We start from the raw sequence: 13,567 nt of genomic DNA on the forward strand, positions 1-13,567 counted from the left end.
AAATTATTTTCTCTTAAACAAGATATCAAGATTTTTGTCTATTTCCTCTCGCGTCATTAAAGCTACATATATTCCATTTTCGTCAAGAGTAAAAAAGCCCTTACACTCATCAGGCATGTCATTATACTGTTTTTCTAATTGATTCAATGCTTCTTTAAAGCAGTCATATCTGTACTGTTCAACTAAATATGGCAATCCAAATTTCGAGCGAAGCATTTCATATTCTTGATAATTATAGGGTGTACGGCTTGGTATTTTAACTAAAATATCGATAAATTTTTTCATAAGGGGAGCAATTTCTTTTTCTGATGCATAGATAGCATATCCACGGATTGCAGTTAAACGCATATCAAGATAACGCTCTTTTTTAAAAGCCCTTAAAAAGAATTCTTTTAAATCATATTTTTGACATTGCAAAACAAACGCTTGTAATATTTGATTTCGACTGAAAATATCCTTTATATTCCTATAATAATCAATAAAAAAATTTGTATCTTCTGTTGTGAAGCTTTCAAACCTCATATTTATCATGGCCTCTCTATAAATAGGGCTGTTTAGATAACCTCTTTTTCCAATCTGACTTTTTACAACTTCAATATTTGTCACAAAACCCCCTCCTGTCTTTAACTTTATAAGTGCATATTAGTTTTTAATCTTAGTATTAAATCTGAATATTTAATACTAATTAAATTAAATATTTTTTCATCAATAATCTTTAGATGTGATGTATCTCCATCTGTTAATAATTCTATTATTTCTATTGCTGTTATTTCTTTGCAGTTGTCATTATTTAAAACCGTTACTACAGGTAACCACTCATCATCATAATTAAAATCTAATATAAATGCATGTAATATCTCTGATGAATCTAAATTTTCTATTTTTGAACATATATCATCTATATCCTCATTATATAAAAGCTCTTCTAATATATTTTCTTCATCTGAACTTAATGTTAATCTTATAGATCCTTTTGTCTCTAATAATATATCTGCTATTTTTTTATTTTTTCGAGCAAAAAACCATGGAGAATTTTCTATATTTTCGCTTTGGATATTAACTCCATGTTTAATTAGTAATTCTACTACATCTACCCTTTTAAACTTTATAGCTTTTTTAAGTGCAGTATCTCCTAATTTATCTTTTAACTCTAAATTAGCTCCCCCCATTATTATAGACTCTATAATATCTATTGGCTTTCTTTGAACTATTGAATTTATAAGTGGAGTTCTTCCTCTACTATCTTTTTTATCTATATCTTCTAAATTAGATTTTATATTTTCTATATTTTTAAAAATATTTTCTCCCATAAATTTAATCTCCTATTATTTCAATGTTTGTCATATAAACTTCTCCTGTGTAAACTGCAAATAGTCAATCTCATATATCTATAACTTTGAATTTGTTAAGAAATTCTTGCGTATTATCAGCCACAATACCATATGGATTATCCGAATACGTATCAAAATATCCATATCCAAAATCTACCCATTCAAATTCTCCTGTATTATTATTGAAAAGAAGTGATACTTGACCCATGTTAATAAGAATTTCGCCAACATATGCCCTATGTCCAAAATCATTTCCACCTGTCCATTCGCCCCAAAATGCCTCTTTAATAAAATCCGAAATATATTTATCATCTGTCTGCTCTAACAAACAAAGCGTAAACTCGGCATAACTGTTATTGCTATTTGGGTCATTAAGCCAGTTGTCTTTGTTTACATATCGTTTTACAAATTCGATATAATTAAATTTTATTATCCCTGAAATGATACCTGACTTATTTTTGCTGCCTAGTATTCTATTTTTGTCACCTAATATTCGTGAATAAAAGTCTTTTAGATTATCATGTAATTTAAAGCCAATCTCTTCTTCAACTGAGCTCCAATCAAGCTTTATTTTTCCACTGGCTGTTTTTTGAAATTCCTTAATTTTTGACATTGTTATACTCCTCTCCAAATGCCATTCCCTCAATATTCCAAATCATGTGTCCATCAGCATCTTCTTGCTTTCGCATTTCAGGGTAAATTGTAATATCGCATTTATAATTTATTTTATCTGCTAATTCTTTATTTTTTAAAATAGTTTTTAATATATTCATATCACTAAACCTTTCGTCAAATAATCCTGATCTCACCTAATAATAAAGGTTTACAATTTTACTTTTCAATCATAATAGAAAGAGGTAATAAATTCCCACTAATATCAACTTGCCCTTTAATATGAATACTTTTATCTGTTATTTCTAATGTACCTATAAAATCATTGTGCTCCATCATATAAAGGAAAACATCATATTTGTAGTTAAAATCTTCATCTATTTATAATACCGGATAATACTTCAGGTGCATCGGCTTTTTATCAATATCTGACATCATATTATAAGAAAGAAGAACTGTATTTTCTTTTTTATCATCTAATCCATAATTACTTCCTATTAAAATACTATAAATATAATTAAAAGAAGGATTACAGAAGTTCTTTTCTGGAGAAACTACTCCACACATAGAATCTTCCTCTGTTTTTCCAAACACTTCCCAGCTCCATCCATAACTAATATCAAGCGAATGACCATATAAAGCTCCCAATGCAATACATACTTCATCAAGGCTTTCATATTCTTCTGGAAAAGTACCTGTTTCCAAAATTTTATCTATCCAAATCCTTACTTCACTTGCGATAGTTTTTCCATCATTTGGATTGCTAATGCTAAACGATTTACTTGCAGTTGCTATAGTTTCTTTTAATACATCTTTCGTATTATCATCTAACTCTGATATATAATTATAATAATTTTCTTCGCTTACATTTTTATCTAATTTACTCATAATATTTCTCCTATTTTTTATGTATATATTCTTCTGGCAAACCTAACAATTGCCTAAAAGCAATCGCATTATCACACATCATATCAATTCCTATTTTAGGATCTGTTATGAATGGAGCTGTTCCCCAGGATTCTAAGCCACTACAAGCAATTCCAACATAGTTTATGATATAACTTTCAAAATTTAGACCCAATATCCATCCGTGTTCTTCTGCATCATCATGACTTAGATAAACAACATTTGGCTCATCTTTATCACTTAATAAATCAAGTGCTATTACATCCCCATTACCAATACACATCAACCCTAATTTGTTGTGCCAAATTTTATCGTAATCATCTTCTGGATTAGAAAAACATTCATTAACCCAGTTTTCTATACTATCCTGTGCATCAATGATGCCAGATAAACTTATGTTTAATTCAAACAATCCAGTGTTAAAGAATTTCTTATTTTTTTGGATTTCTTTAAGTAATGTTTCATCAAGATCTATAAAGAAACTTATATCCTTAGATACAGTAGAGAAAAATTTCTTTAGACTATTTGGAAGTTGCTTTCTTAATTTACGCTCTGTTTCTTCAATTTCATCTTTTGTTGCTAGAGCATCTACACTAAGCATAACTTTGCTATTTGATGAATGAAGTGTTTCTTTAAGTAGTTCCAATGATTTTATTAGTTTACTGTAGCTCATTTTTACCTCCCAATATAAATAATTACTTTTCCTTTATATTTATAATTCTATAGCCTCATATTTAAATCCAATAGATTCTATAAATTTAAGCATATCGTCTGTAGATATAAAAATTGTTTTTGTATTATCATTAGGATGAAAACTCATTCTATCTTCCAAAAGAATTTCTTTATCAAAGTAAACTTGAACATCTTTTTCTACATTATTTAGCAATCCAAATATAGATACAGCTCCTGGAAACAGTCCTATTTTGTCCATCAAACCGTTAGTTGAGCAAAACTTAATATGATTTGTTCCTGTTATATTTCCAAACTTATTCATGTCTAAGCGTTTCTGCCCATCCATAATAAGTAAGTAATATACTGTTTTCTTTTTATTTGTTAAGAACAATGATTTTGTTCTAACTCCATCTATTCCCTCAATGTATGAATCAGCTTCTTCTGTAGTCAATACAGGAGGATGTTCTACAATTTCAAAATCAATATTTAATTCTTCTAGTTTCTCTTTAACCTTTTCATAAGATTCCATATGAAATACCCCTTTCATTATTTACATATTTTGTAATTTATTATATCATTTATCACACAAACTTGCTAATTTAAAAGGTATTCACTAAATTTCCATGCAAATTATAATTAAACTACTTTTATGTTTATAACTCCTAAGGTAATTTGTAATTTATTCCTATTTAGTTTATAATGAAGTCATTCTATATACTATAATCATAATATATAGCAAAATTTTAAATAGTATCGGAGGCAACATCTATGTATTCAGCAGAATATTTCATAAAAAATTTAAACTTAGAAAAACATGTAGAAGGTGGATATTTTAAGCAAACTTTCGCTTCAAGTGAAAATATTACATCAAATGATTTAAGAACAAAATTTGAAGGGGAAAGAATCCTTTGGACTAGTATTTATTTTTTACTTATGGATGGTGAAGTATCTAACTTCCATAGACTAAAATCTGATGAAATGTGGTATTATCATGCAGGTTCTCCTTTAACAGTTTATATGATAAGCCCAGAAGGTGTGCTTACTACTCATGAACTTGGATTAAACGTTGAAAATGGTGAGGTTCCACAAGTTTTAGTTCCTAAGAACTATATCTTTGGTTCTGCTATGAATCATGAAGGTTTCTCATTAGTTGGATGTATGGTTTCTCCAGGATTTGAATTTAGAGATTTTGAATTATTCAAAAGAGATTATTTACTAGATTTATATCCTCAACACGAAGAAGTTATAGTTAAATTAACTAGAGATTAATCTCTATAAATTTTAAATAAATTAAAAAGACTATATTTCAATTGAAATATAGTCTTTTTTATATCTTTAATCTGATCTATTAATTTTATAGAACGCCCTCTTTTATTTCTTGTTCTACAACTTTCATTTCTTCTGGAGGTAATTTTTCCATTGTTATACCTGTTGCTGCATAGAATAAAGAAACTAATGGGTTTATTAAATTTAAAAATGCAAATGGTAAATATGCAAAAGGATGTACTCCAAGAGTTACCCACATATAAGCACCACATGTGTTCCATGGAATAAGTGGAGATAAAAGTGTCCCACTATCTTCTAGTGCTCTAGATAAGTTTTTAGGATGTAATCCTCTTTTTCTATATTCATTTTTATACATTCTTCCTGGTAAAACAAGTGATAAGTATTGTTCACCTGTTGCTAAGTTTACTCCTATACAAGAAACTATAGTTGCAAGAACTAGACCAAAAGTACCTTTAGAGAATTTAAGTAGTGCATTTGCAAGAGCTTCTAGCATTCCTGTTTTCTCAAGTATTCCACCTAAAGTAAGTGCACATAATATAAGTGATACAGTCCACATCATACTATCAAGTCCTCCACGACTTAGTAGTTCATCAACTGCTACAACCCCAGTTTCAGATACATATCCATAATGAGCTGCACCTATTATTGATCCTAAATCAGCACCTTGGAATGCTGCTGCAAATATAGCACCTAACAATGAACCTACTAAAAGTCCTGGTATTGCTGGCATTTTACATACAACCATTAATATAACCACTACTGGTGGTATTAATAAGATAGGTGATAAAGTATTAAATCCGCCTTCCAAAGCACTTCTCATAACTTCTATCTGACTTATATCTAATTCTTTACCTGCATATCTCATTCCTATTATTCCATATAATACAAGTGCTATTATAAGTGCTGGTCCTGTTGTATATATCATATGTTTTATATGTTCAAATAAAGTTGTTCCTGCCATTGCTGGTGCTAGATTTGTAGTGTCTGAAAGTGGAGACATTTTATCTCCAAAGTATGCACCTGAGATTATAGCCCCTGCTACAAGTGGTAGTGGCATTCCAAGACCTTGACCTATACCAATAAGAGCTATACCTACAGTTCCTGCTGTAGTCCAAGATGAACCTGTTGCAAGTGAAACTATTGCACAAATTAATGTTGTTGCTGGTAAAAATATTGCTGGTGATATTATTTTTAGTCCCCAATAAATCATAGATGGTACTGTACCACTTAATATCCAAGTTCCTATTAGCGTTCCAACTACCATTAAGATAAGAACTGCTTGCATAGCCATTCTTATAGTGTCTAAAACTCCCTCTTCTAACTCTTTCCATGTAAATCCTAATCTAAATATTCCTATAAGTCCTGCTACAAAAGCACCTAATATAAGTGGTATATGTGGATCAGCGTCTAACTTAACTAATGAATATGCTAGTACTCCAATTAAAAATAATAATGGTATTAAGGCTTCTACTACGGTTGCCTTTCTTTTGAGCTTTGGTTCTGTTTTCAAAATAAATCCTCCCCTTATTCTTTTAATATGTGTTATTTTTCTTTTACACACATTAAAATTTTTTAATATATTAGATTATATTAAATTTTCTGAAAATTATGCCGATTTTTTATTTTTCATTTCAAAAAACTAAAAAAGTTGCAACATGATTGCAACTTTTTTATGGACCAAATATCAATAATATACTAACTATACATATAAATTTTTAAATATTTTTCTCAAATTCTCGCTTTCTTTGAGTGCATTTATAGTAACTTCAGCATGGCCTTTAGTATATCCGTTACCAATTATCATAGTTACATCTTTTCCTACACCCTCAGCGCCAAGGGCTGCTTTTGTAAATGCAGTCGCCATTGAGAAGAAATATACACATCCATTATCTTTAACAGGAAGTATTGATGACATTTCTGTATTAGTAACATTTACGCAGTTTATACATAAATCTACTTCTTTGCCTTTATTAACTCTTAAAACCTTTTGTAACACATCATTAGGATTTTTAGCATCTCCAATTATTGCTACATCAACAAGCTTATTTTCTATTAAACATTGGGCTTGATTGTCATCTATAACTAATCCAATTACTTTACCTTTTCTACCAGCTTTTTTTCTAGCTTCATAGCAACATAGCATTCCTGATTTTCCTGCAGCGCCTAATACAAGTACACTGTCTCCTTCTTTTACTAGCTTTTGAGTTTGAGCTGGAGCACCTGCAACATCTAATGCTGCTAATGCAAGGTTTTCTTCCATATCTTTTGGTAATTTTGCATATATTCCACTTTCAAATAGTACTGCTTTTCCTTTTATCTCTACTCTATCTATGTCAGGTTTTATATCTATTATTTCATCTATTCTTAGAGGTGTTAATGATAGTGATACTAATGTAGCTACTTTATCCCCAACTTTTAAGTCTATTTTATCTACTAATTCACTTCCGATTTCTTCTATAGTTCCTATTAACATTCCACCTGATCCTGTCACAGGATTTTGCATCTTGCCTTTTTCATTAACTATTTCTAATATTTTTGATTTTATTTTTTCTACATCATGATTACACTCTTCTTCTATTTGAGTAAAACTAGCAGAATCTATATTTAAAGCACTTACATTTATTAATACTTCATTATCATAAATGTTCATGTCATTATTTACTTTTATAGCGGGTTGTGGTAATACATTTTCGTTTATAACTCTGTGAGTTCCATACTTGCATCCTTTCATAAAACATCCCCCTTATTAATATAAATTATACTTGTATTAATTATATTTGAAAGCTTTAAAAAAAATGCACTAAACCTTTTGGCTTTATACTGCCATATAAGCTAAATTATTCGGTATTATAAGTTCAGCCTCTGTCATTGACTTTAACTCATCAACAGTTATATCTTTACTTATTTCTCTTACTACCAATCCTTCTTTTGTTACTTCCATTACTGCAAGTTCAGTTACTATCATGTCCACAACTCCCTTTGCAGTTAGTGGAAGTGTACAATTTTTTAGTATCTTTGATTTTCCTTTTACTGTATGAAGCATAGCTACTATGACTTTTTTAGCTCCAACAACTAAATCCATAGCACCACCCATTCCTGGTACCATTTTTCCAGGAACTATCCAGTTTGCTAAGTTACCATACTGGTCCACTTCTAATGCTCCAAGAACTGTAACATCCACATGACCTCCCCTTATAAGGCCAAATGACATTGAACTATCAAAGAAAGCTCCATCTTCATTTATAGTTACAAATTGACCACCAGCATTAGTGACATTCAAATCTATTTCTTCTTCATTTGCAACTTTCCCCATTCCAACCATACCATTTTCAGATTGAAAAGTTACTTTTATATCTGAATCTATATAATTAGAAGTCATTGTTGGTAAACCTATACCCAGATTTACCAACTGATTATCTTTAAGCTCCCTTGCAACTCTTCTTGCTATAATTTCTTTTGGTTTCATTTATTTCTCCTCCATCACTATGTAATCTACTAATACACCAGGAGTCATTATCATGTCTTTATTTAAACTTCCTGCTTCTACTAATGTCTCTGCTTCTACTATTACTAAATCACTAGCCATAGCTATCATAGGGTTGAAGTTTTTAGTAGTTCCTTTATATCTTGTATTTCCAAATGCATCTACAACACTTCCTTTAACAAGCGCTATATCTGCTCTAATTGGTAGTTCTAATAAATATTCAACACCATTAACTATTATTTTTTCTTTTCCTTTTTCTACTAAAGTTCCTACTCCTGTTTCAGTAAGTATGCCTCCTAATCCAAATCCCCCAGCTCTAACTCTTTCTATTAATGTTCCTTGTGGAGATAATTCTACATCTAGCTTACCTTCACTCATAAGTCTTCCTGTTTCTGGGTTTGTTCCTATATGAGATGCTATAACCTTTTTGACTTGATTATTAACTATTAATTTTCCTATACCTTTATCTACAAATGAAGTGTCATTCCCTATTATGGTTAAATTTTTAGCCCCGCTTTCTACAAGAGCATCAATTAAGGTTTCTGATGTTCCACAAGCTAAAAATCCACCTATCATAATGGTCATGTTATCTTTGAAAAGTTCCTTTATTTTTTCAACTGATACAACTTTACTCATTCATTTTCCCCCACATCTAAATTTAACTTTGTTTTTAAATACTTCATAGCAACTTCCTTTATTGCATTTATACATTCTCTAAATCTATTTATATCCTGTGTAGGGCATATATTATCTTCTTTGTTTGTCTTTAGGTACTACACAAGTTCCACTGGCTTTGCAAACAACTATAGGTTCAGCTAAAAATTCAGCCGCTGAATCATTTATATCAGGAAGAGGTATTATTACTTTTCTAGCTTCAAATACCATTTTTCTAGAAGTGTTTCCAAACCCTACTATCTCACCAACAGCCTCTATATAATCACCTGCATATACTGGAGCTAAAAATTCTATATTATCATAAGCCTTAAATAATCCTTCATCTCCATCATGTTTTATTAAAAGCTCTGTTGCTACATCTCCAAACAATTGAAGCATCTTTGCTCCATCAACTAAATTCCCACCATAGTGAGCATCATTACTTCCCATTCTAACTCTTATCATCGCTTTCATAATAAAATCCCCCTAAACTTAATTTTTAGTTTATTTGACTTTTGAATATCTATTTAACTTGTTTTATGTTTCTTTAGTTTACTTAAGCAATGCTAAACTTAAATATGAATGCATTGCTTAAGCAAAATTTATCTTTATTTGTTTTTAAATTCATCTATTAAATTTCTAACTACTTTATTTACATCTCCAACTATTCCAACATCAGCTACTTCAAATATTGGAGCTTCATTGTTTTTATTTATAGCAATTATAAACTCTGATTCTTCCATGCCTGCTAAATGTTGTATTGCCCCTGATATACCACAAGCTATATAAAGGTCTGGTCTTACTGTTTTTCCTGTTTGACCTACTTGACGAGCTTTATCTACCCATCCACTATCAACAACAGCACGAGAAGCACTTACCTCTGCACCTAATAAATCTGCAAGTTCATACAACTTATTCATGTTTTCTTTAGAACCTATACCACGACCTGCTGATATTAGTATGTTTGCATCTTCTATATTAACTTTCTTTACATTTTCTTTTACATATTTTAATACTTCAACACTCTTATCATCTTCAAACTTAACATTGAAATGTTCTATTATTCCTGTTTTTGAGTTGTCTTTTGGTAGTTTTTGCATTACCCCTGGTCTTACTGTACTCATTTGTGGTCTGTGATCTGGGCATACAATTGTTGCCATTATATTTCCACCAAATGCAGGTCTAGTCATAAGAAGACCCTTAGTTTCATCATCTATTTCAAGTGATGTACAGTCTGCTGTAAGCCCTGTTTTTAAAGTAGCACTAACTCTTGGAGCTAAGTCTCTACCTATTGTTGTTGCACCTATTAAAACTATTTCCGGTTTTTTATTTTCTATTACTTCACAAAGAGCTTTAGCATAGTTGTTAGTTGTATACATTTCTAAGTTTTTATCATCTACACAAATAACTTCATCCGCACCATAAGCTACTATTTCGTCGCACAAATTCTTCACATTATTTCCTAACAAAACAGCCGTTAACTTATCAGATAATTTTCTAGATAACTCTCTCCCTTTTCCTAATAATTCCAAAGAAACCTTTTGAATTTCGCTGTCTCTTTGTTCTATAAAAACCATTACACTCATCGTTACCCCTCCTATACAACTTCTATATCTCCGTTTTTTCCTTTAATTTATCTTTTATTTTAAGGTTTAAATATTTTCAATTTTACTATTAACTACTTAGTTATTATGAATTTTTCATAAAGAGAATCCATTATTATAGATGCCCCTTGTTTTTCATCTACTTCATAAAGTTTTCCAGCAGGTTTAACAGCTTTAGTAAATGATTTTTTTACTTTAGTAGGAGAACCTTTTAATCCGATCTCTTCTAAATTTACGTCTATATCATTTAAATTCCATGTTTCTATTTTACTTTCGTCAAAACATTCATAAATTCCAGATACTCTCATGTGTCTTGGAATGTTCATTTCTTTTAAAGTAGTTATAAGAAGTGGCATTTTAGCTTTTATAACTTGATATCCATCTTCAAAGGCTCTATTTACAACAACTGAATCATCTTGTATTTCTAATTTTTCTACATAAGTTATTGAAGGTATATCAAGATGTTTTGCAATTTGAGGTCCAACTTGAGCTGTATCTCCATCTATTGCCTGTCTTCCAGCTATTATTAAATCATAATCTAATTTTTTAATAGCTCCAGCTAAAGTACTTGATGTTGCTAATGTATCTGCACCTGCAAAAGCTCTATCTGTAAGTAATATTGCTTTATCAGCTCCCATAGCTAATGCTTCTCTTAAAGCATTTTTAGCTTGAGGCGGTCCCATTGTCAACACTGTAACATTTGCATCGGTTCTATCTTTTATATTTAAAGCTTCTTCTAGCCCTGCTTTATCATCTGGATTTATAATACTTGGAACTCCATCTCTTATTAATGTACCTGTTTTTGGATCTAATTTAACTTCTGTTGTATCCGGAACTTGTTTAATACAAACTAAAATATTCATAGTTAATCCCCTTCCTCTTTTATCAAACTTATACCAATCTTTTGCTATACTTTAAGCAACTCATAAATTCATCGATCATCCATACAATAACTTAAGTAAAGCAAATTTCTATCTTAATAAATCTGCACTTATAACCATTCTTTGCACTTCGCTTGTTCCTTCATAGATTTCAGTTATTTTAGCATCTCTCATCATTCTCTCTACATCATATTCACGAGTGTATCCATATCCACCATGAAGTTGAACTGCTTTTGTAGTAACTTCCATAGCAACTTCTGCTGCATATAATTTAGCCATTGCTGCTTCTACGCTAAAAGGCTTACCTTCATCTTTTTTATTAGCTGCTTTATATACTAAAAGTCTTGCAGCTTCTATCTTAGTTTTCATATTTGCAAGTTCAAATTGAGTATTTTGGAAAGCTGATATACTTCTTCCAAACTGTTTTCTTTCTTTTACATACTCAACTGTTTTATCTAACGCTCCTTGAGCTATTCCTAAAGCTTGAGCAGCTATTCCTATACGTCCTCCATCTAGTGTTTTCATTGCTATTTTAAATCCTTGACCTACTTTACCTAATAAGTTTTCCTTAGGAATTTTGCAATTTTCAAATACAAGTTCACATGTTGAAGAACCTCTTATTCCTAATTTCTTCTCTTTTTTACCTATGCTAAATCCAGGAGTATCTTTTTCAACTATAAATGCTGTTATACCACGTGTTCCTTTTGATTTATCTGTCATTGCCATAACTATATATATATCTGCAACACCTGCATTAGTTATAAAGATCTTACTTCCATTTAATATGTAGTAATCTCCATCTTCTACTGCTGTAGTTTGTTGCGCTGAAGCATCAGTACCTGCATTAGGTTCTGTAAGTCCAAAAGCACCTAACTTTTCACCCTTAGCAAGTGGTACTAAGAATTTTTGTTTTTGTTCTTCTGTTCCAAATTCATATATAGGAGAAGCACCTAACGAAGTATGAGCTGATAATATTACCCCAGTAGTACCACAAGCTTTAGATAACTCTTCAACTGCTAAAGTGTATCCAAAATAATCTCCGCCTTCCCCACCATATTTTTTAGGGAAAGGTATACCTAGCATACCGCACTCAGCCATTTTATCTACTGTTTCAAATGGAAATTTTTCTTGTTCATCTATTTCATGTGCAATAGGAGCTACTTCACTTATCGTAAACTCTCTATACATTTGTTTTAATAATTCATATTTATCCATAATAATTAACCCCCATACTTTTTAATTATTGATAATCATAGAAACCTTTTTTAGTTTTTCTTCCTAATAATCCCCCTCTTACCATTTTTCTAAGTAATGGGTGAGCTCTATATTTTGAATCTGCAAATTCACTGTATAATACATCCATTATATTTAAACATACATCTAATCCTATAAGATCACCTAACGCTAATGGTCCTATTGGATGATTCGCACCTAACTTCATAGCATCATCTATATCCTTAGCACTTGCTACACCTTCAGCTAAAATACCAACAGCTTCATTTATCATAGGTATTAATATTCTATTAACTATAAATCCTGGCGCTTCTTTAACACTTACAGGATTTTTTTGTAAGTTTGTTGATAATTCAAAGATAGTATCATGAGTTTCTTGAGATGTTAGCATACCGTCAATTATTTCTATTAATTTCATAATTGGTGCTGGATTGAAGAAATGCATTCCTATTACTTTATCTGGTCTATTAGTAGATAAGGCAATTTCTGTTATTGATAATGATGATGTATTTGTTGCAAGGATTGTTTGTTTTTTACATATATAATCTAATTCTTTAAATAATTTCTTTTTAACTTCCATATTTTCAACTATAGCTTCGATTACTAAATCGCAATCCATAGCTTCCTTAATATCAGTTGTTCCTACAAGTCTTTTTAACATATCACTTTTTTTATCTTCTTCTAATCTTCCCTTTGCAACTTGTTTTTCTAAGTTTTTTGTAATTCTTAATACACCTTTTTCTATATTATCTTGATCTATATCTCTAAGTACTACCTGGTGGTTATTAGCTATTAAAACCTCAGCTATTCCACTTCCCATAGTTCCGCTTCCTATTACCATTATTTTCATATAATTTACCCCCTTATTTATTGGTTGTTTACAATCAATAGTCTTTATAATAA

General features: G+C 30.6%; 17 protein-coding genes. 1 reads left to right on the forward strand and 16 read right to left on the reverse strand.

Annotation, left to right across the window (positions count from 1 at the left end; all coding sequences use genetic code 11):
- Nucleotides 1-3 precede the first annotated feature (3 nt).
- From NWE74_RS03245 to NWE74_RS03275, 7 genes are all read right to left on the reverse strand, one after another.
- Nucleotides 4-606: a hypothetical protein gene (locus tag NWE74_RS03245; protein WP_258241803.1), complete on the reverse strand. Its 603-nt coding sequence runs from the start codon at nucleotides 604-606 to the stop codon at nucleotides 4-6.
- 23 nt (nucleotides 607-629) lie between these two features.
- Complete coding sequence (locus NWE74_RS03250; RefSeq protein ID WP_258241804.1) at nucleotides 630-1,310, reverse strand: ankyrin repeat domain-containing protein; 681 nt, start codon at nucleotides 1,308-1,310, stop codon at nucleotides 630-632.
- A 70-nt stretch (nucleotides 1,311-1,380) separates the two neighbouring features.
- Nucleotides 1,381-1,944 carry a hypothetical protein gene (locus tag NWE74_RS03255; RefSeq protein ID WP_258241805.1) on the reverse strand — a complete coding sequence of 188 codons (564 nt, stop codon included), beginning with the start codon at nucleotides 1,942-1,944 and terminating at the stop codon, nucleotides 1,381-1,383.
- Nucleotides 1,931-2,104, reverse strand: a complete 174-nt coding sequence (locus NWE74_RS03260) for a hypothetical protein (protein ID WP_258241806.1) — start codon at nucleotides 2,102-2,104, stop codon at nucleotides 1,931-1,933. Before NWE74_RS03260 ends, NWE74_RS03255 begins: the two co-directional genes overlap by 14 nt.
- Nucleotides 2,105-2,324: 220 nt before the next feature.
- Entirely contained in the window at nucleotides 2,325-2,831 is a 507-nt protein-coding gene (locus NWE74_RS03265; RefSeq protein ID WP_258241807.1) for a hypothetical protein, read from the reverse strand.
- Nucleotides 2,832-2,841: 10 nt separating this feature from the next.
- On the reverse strand, nucleotides 2,842-3,522 hold the full coding sequence (locus tag NWE74_RS03270) for an SMI1/KNR4 family protein (RefSeq protein ID WP_258241808.1): 681 nt from the start codon (nucleotides 3,520-3,522) through the stop codon (nucleotides 2,842-2,844).
- 39 nt (nucleotides 3,523-3,561) lie between these two features.
- On the reverse strand, nucleotides 3,562-4,050 hold the full coding sequence (locus NWE74_RS03275) for a prolyl-tRNA synthetase associated domain-containing protein (protein ID WP_258241809.1): 489 nt from the start codon (nucleotides 4,048-4,050) through the stop codon (nucleotides 3,562-3,564).
- A 239-nt stretch (nucleotides 4,051-4,289) separates the two neighbouring features.
- Between NWE74_RS03275 and NWE74_RS03280 the strand changes: the two genes are divergently transcribed.
- Complete coding sequence (locus NWE74_RS03280) at nucleotides 4,290-4,790, forward strand: cupin domain-containing protein (RefSeq protein ID WP_258241810.1); 501 nt, start codon at nucleotides 4,290-4,292, stop codon at nucleotides 4,788-4,790.
- A gap of 85 nt (nucleotides 4,791-4,875) precedes the next feature.
- On the opposite strand, the gene nhaC is transcribed toward NWE74_RS03280, so the two are convergent.
- The 9 genes from nhaC to NWE74_RS03325 form a co-directional block, all read right to left on the reverse strand.
- Nucleotides 4,876-6,318, reverse strand: coding sequence for a Na+/H+ antiporter NhaC (nhaC, locus tag NWE74_RS03285; RefSeq protein ID WP_258241811.1), 1,443 nt, complete (start codon nucleotides 6,316-6,318; stop codon nucleotides 4,876-4,878).
- A gap of 189 nt (nucleotides 6,319-6,507) precedes the next feature.
- The gene (locus tag NWE74_RS03290; RefSeq protein ID WP_258241812.1) at nucleotides 6,508-7,539 is read right to left on the reverse strand and encodes an L-erythro-3,5-diaminohexanoate dehydrogenase; all 1,032 of its coding nucleotides are present in this window, start codon (nucleotides 7,537-7,539) and stop codon (nucleotides 6,508-6,510) included.
- Between the two features lie 84 nt (nucleotides 7,540-7,623).
- Nucleotides 7,624-8,274: a 3-oxoacid CoA-transferase subunit B gene (locus tag NWE74_RS03295; protein ID WP_258241813.1), complete on the reverse strand. Its 651-nt coding sequence runs from the start codon at nucleotides 8,272-8,274 to the stop codon at nucleotides 7,624-7,626.
- Complete coding sequence (locus NWE74_RS03300) at nucleotides 8,275-8,928, reverse strand: 3-oxoacid CoA-transferase subunit A (protein WP_258241814.1); 654 nt, start codon at nucleotides 8,926-8,928, stop codon at nucleotides 8,275-8,277.
- A 111-nt stretch (nucleotides 8,929-9,039) separates the two neighbouring features.
- Nucleotides 9,040-9,420 (reverse strand): hotdog domain-containing protein, encoded by a 381-nt coding sequence (locus NWE74_RS03305; RefSeq protein ID WP_092724941.1) that lies wholly within the window; start codon nucleotides 9,418-9,420, stop codon nucleotides 9,040-9,042.
- 134 nt (nucleotides 9,421-9,554) lie between these two features.
- The gene (locus tag NWE74_RS03310; RefSeq protein WP_258241815.1) at nucleotides 9,555-10,532 is read right to left on the reverse strand and encodes an electron transfer flavoprotein subunit alpha/FixB family protein; all 978 of its coding nucleotides are present in this window, start codon (nucleotides 10,530-10,532) and stop codon (nucleotides 9,555-9,557) included.
- A 92-nt stretch (nucleotides 10,533-10,624) separates the two neighbouring features.
- Nucleotides 10,625-11,413 (reverse strand): electron transfer flavoprotein subunit beta/FixA family protein, encoded by a 789-nt coding sequence (locus NWE74_RS03315; protein WP_092724939.1) that lies wholly within the window; start codon nucleotides 11,411-11,413, stop codon nucleotides 10,625-10,627.
- Between the two features lie 108 nt (nucleotides 11,414-11,521).
- Nucleotides 11,522-12,646, reverse strand: a complete 1,125-nt coding sequence (locus NWE74_RS03320) for an acyl-CoA dehydrogenase (protein WP_258241816.1) — start codon at nucleotides 12,644-12,646, stop codon at nucleotides 11,522-11,524.
- Between the two features lie 25 nt (nucleotides 12,647-12,671).
- The gene (locus tag NWE74_RS03325; RefSeq protein ID WP_258241817.1) at nucleotides 12,672-13,514 is read right to left on the reverse strand and encodes a 3-hydroxybutyryl-CoA dehydrogenase; all 843 of its coding nucleotides are present in this window, start codon (nucleotides 13,512-13,514) and stop codon (nucleotides 12,672-12,674) included.
- Between the last annotated feature and the right edge of the window lie 53 nt (nucleotides 13,515-13,567).

Origin of the sequence: Romboutsia lituseburensis (genome assembly GCF_024723825.1) — a bacterium.
Classification (GTDB): domain Bacteria; phylum Bacillota; class Clostridia; order Peptostreptococcales; family Peptostreptococcaceae; genus Romboutsia_F; species Romboutsia_F lituseburensis_A.

Bases quoted from the DNA above. Each gene is read 5' to 3' on its own strand.
- NWE74_RS03250 (WP_258241804.1), bottom strand. From the start codon at position 1,310: ATGGGAGAAAATATTTTTAAAAATATAGAAAATATAAAATCTAATTTA.
- NWE74_RS03255 (WP_258241805.1), bottom strand. From the start codon at position 1,944: ATGTCAAAAATTAAGGAATTTCAAAAAACAGCCAGTGGAAAAATAAAG.
- NWE74_RS03260 (WP_258241806.1), bottom strand. From the start codon at position 2,104: ATGAATATATTAAAAACTATTTTAAAAAATAAAGAATTAGCAGATAAA.
- NWE74_RS03265 (WP_258241807.1), bottom strand. From the start codon at position 2,831: ATGAGTAAATTAGATAAAAATGTAAGCGAAGAAAATTATTATAATTAT.
- NWE74_RS03270 (WP_258241808.1), bottom strand. From the start codon at position 3,522: ATGAGCTACAGTAAACTAATAAAATCATTGGAACTACTTAAAGAAACA.
- NWE74_RS03275 (WP_258241809.1), bottom strand. From the start codon at position 4,050: ATGGAATCTTATGAAAAGGTTAAAGAGAAACTAGAAGAATTAAATATT.
- NWE74_RS03280 (WP_258241810.1), top strand. From the start codon at position 4,290: ATGTATTCAGCAGAATATTTCATAAAAAATTTAAACTTAGAAAAACAT.
- NWE74_RS03290 (WP_258241812.1), bottom strand. From the start codon at position 7,539: ATGAAAGGATGCAAGTATGGAACTCACAGAGTTATAAACGAAAATGTA.
- NWE74_RS03295 (WP_258241813.1), bottom strand. From the start codon at position 8,274: ATGAAACCAAAAGAAATTATAGCAAGAAGAGTTGCAAGGGAGCTTAAA.
- NWE74_RS03300 (WP_258241814.1), bottom strand. From the start codon at position 8,928: ATGAGTAAAGTTGTATCAGTTGAAAAAATAAAGGAACTTTTCAAAGAT.
- NWE74_RS03305 (WP_092724941.1), bottom strand. From the start codon at position 9,420: ATGAAAGCGATGATAAGAGTTAGAATGGGAAGTAATGATGCTCACTAT.
- NWE74_RS03310 (WP_258241815.1), bottom strand. From the start codon at position 10,532: ATGAGTGTAATGGTTTTTATAGAACAAAGAGACAGCGAAATTCAAAAG.
- NWE74_RS03315 (WP_092724939.1), bottom strand. From the start codon at position 11,413: ATGAATATTTTAGTTTGTATTAAACAAGTTCCGGATACAACAGAAGTT.
- NWE74_RS03320 (WP_258241816.1), bottom strand. From the start codon at position 12,646: ATGGATAAATATGAATTATTAAAACAAATGTATAGAGAGTTTACGATA.
- NWE74_RS03325 (WP_258241817.1), bottom strand. From the start codon at position 13,514: ATGAAAATAATGGTAATAGGAAGCGGAACTATGGGAAGTGGAATAGCT.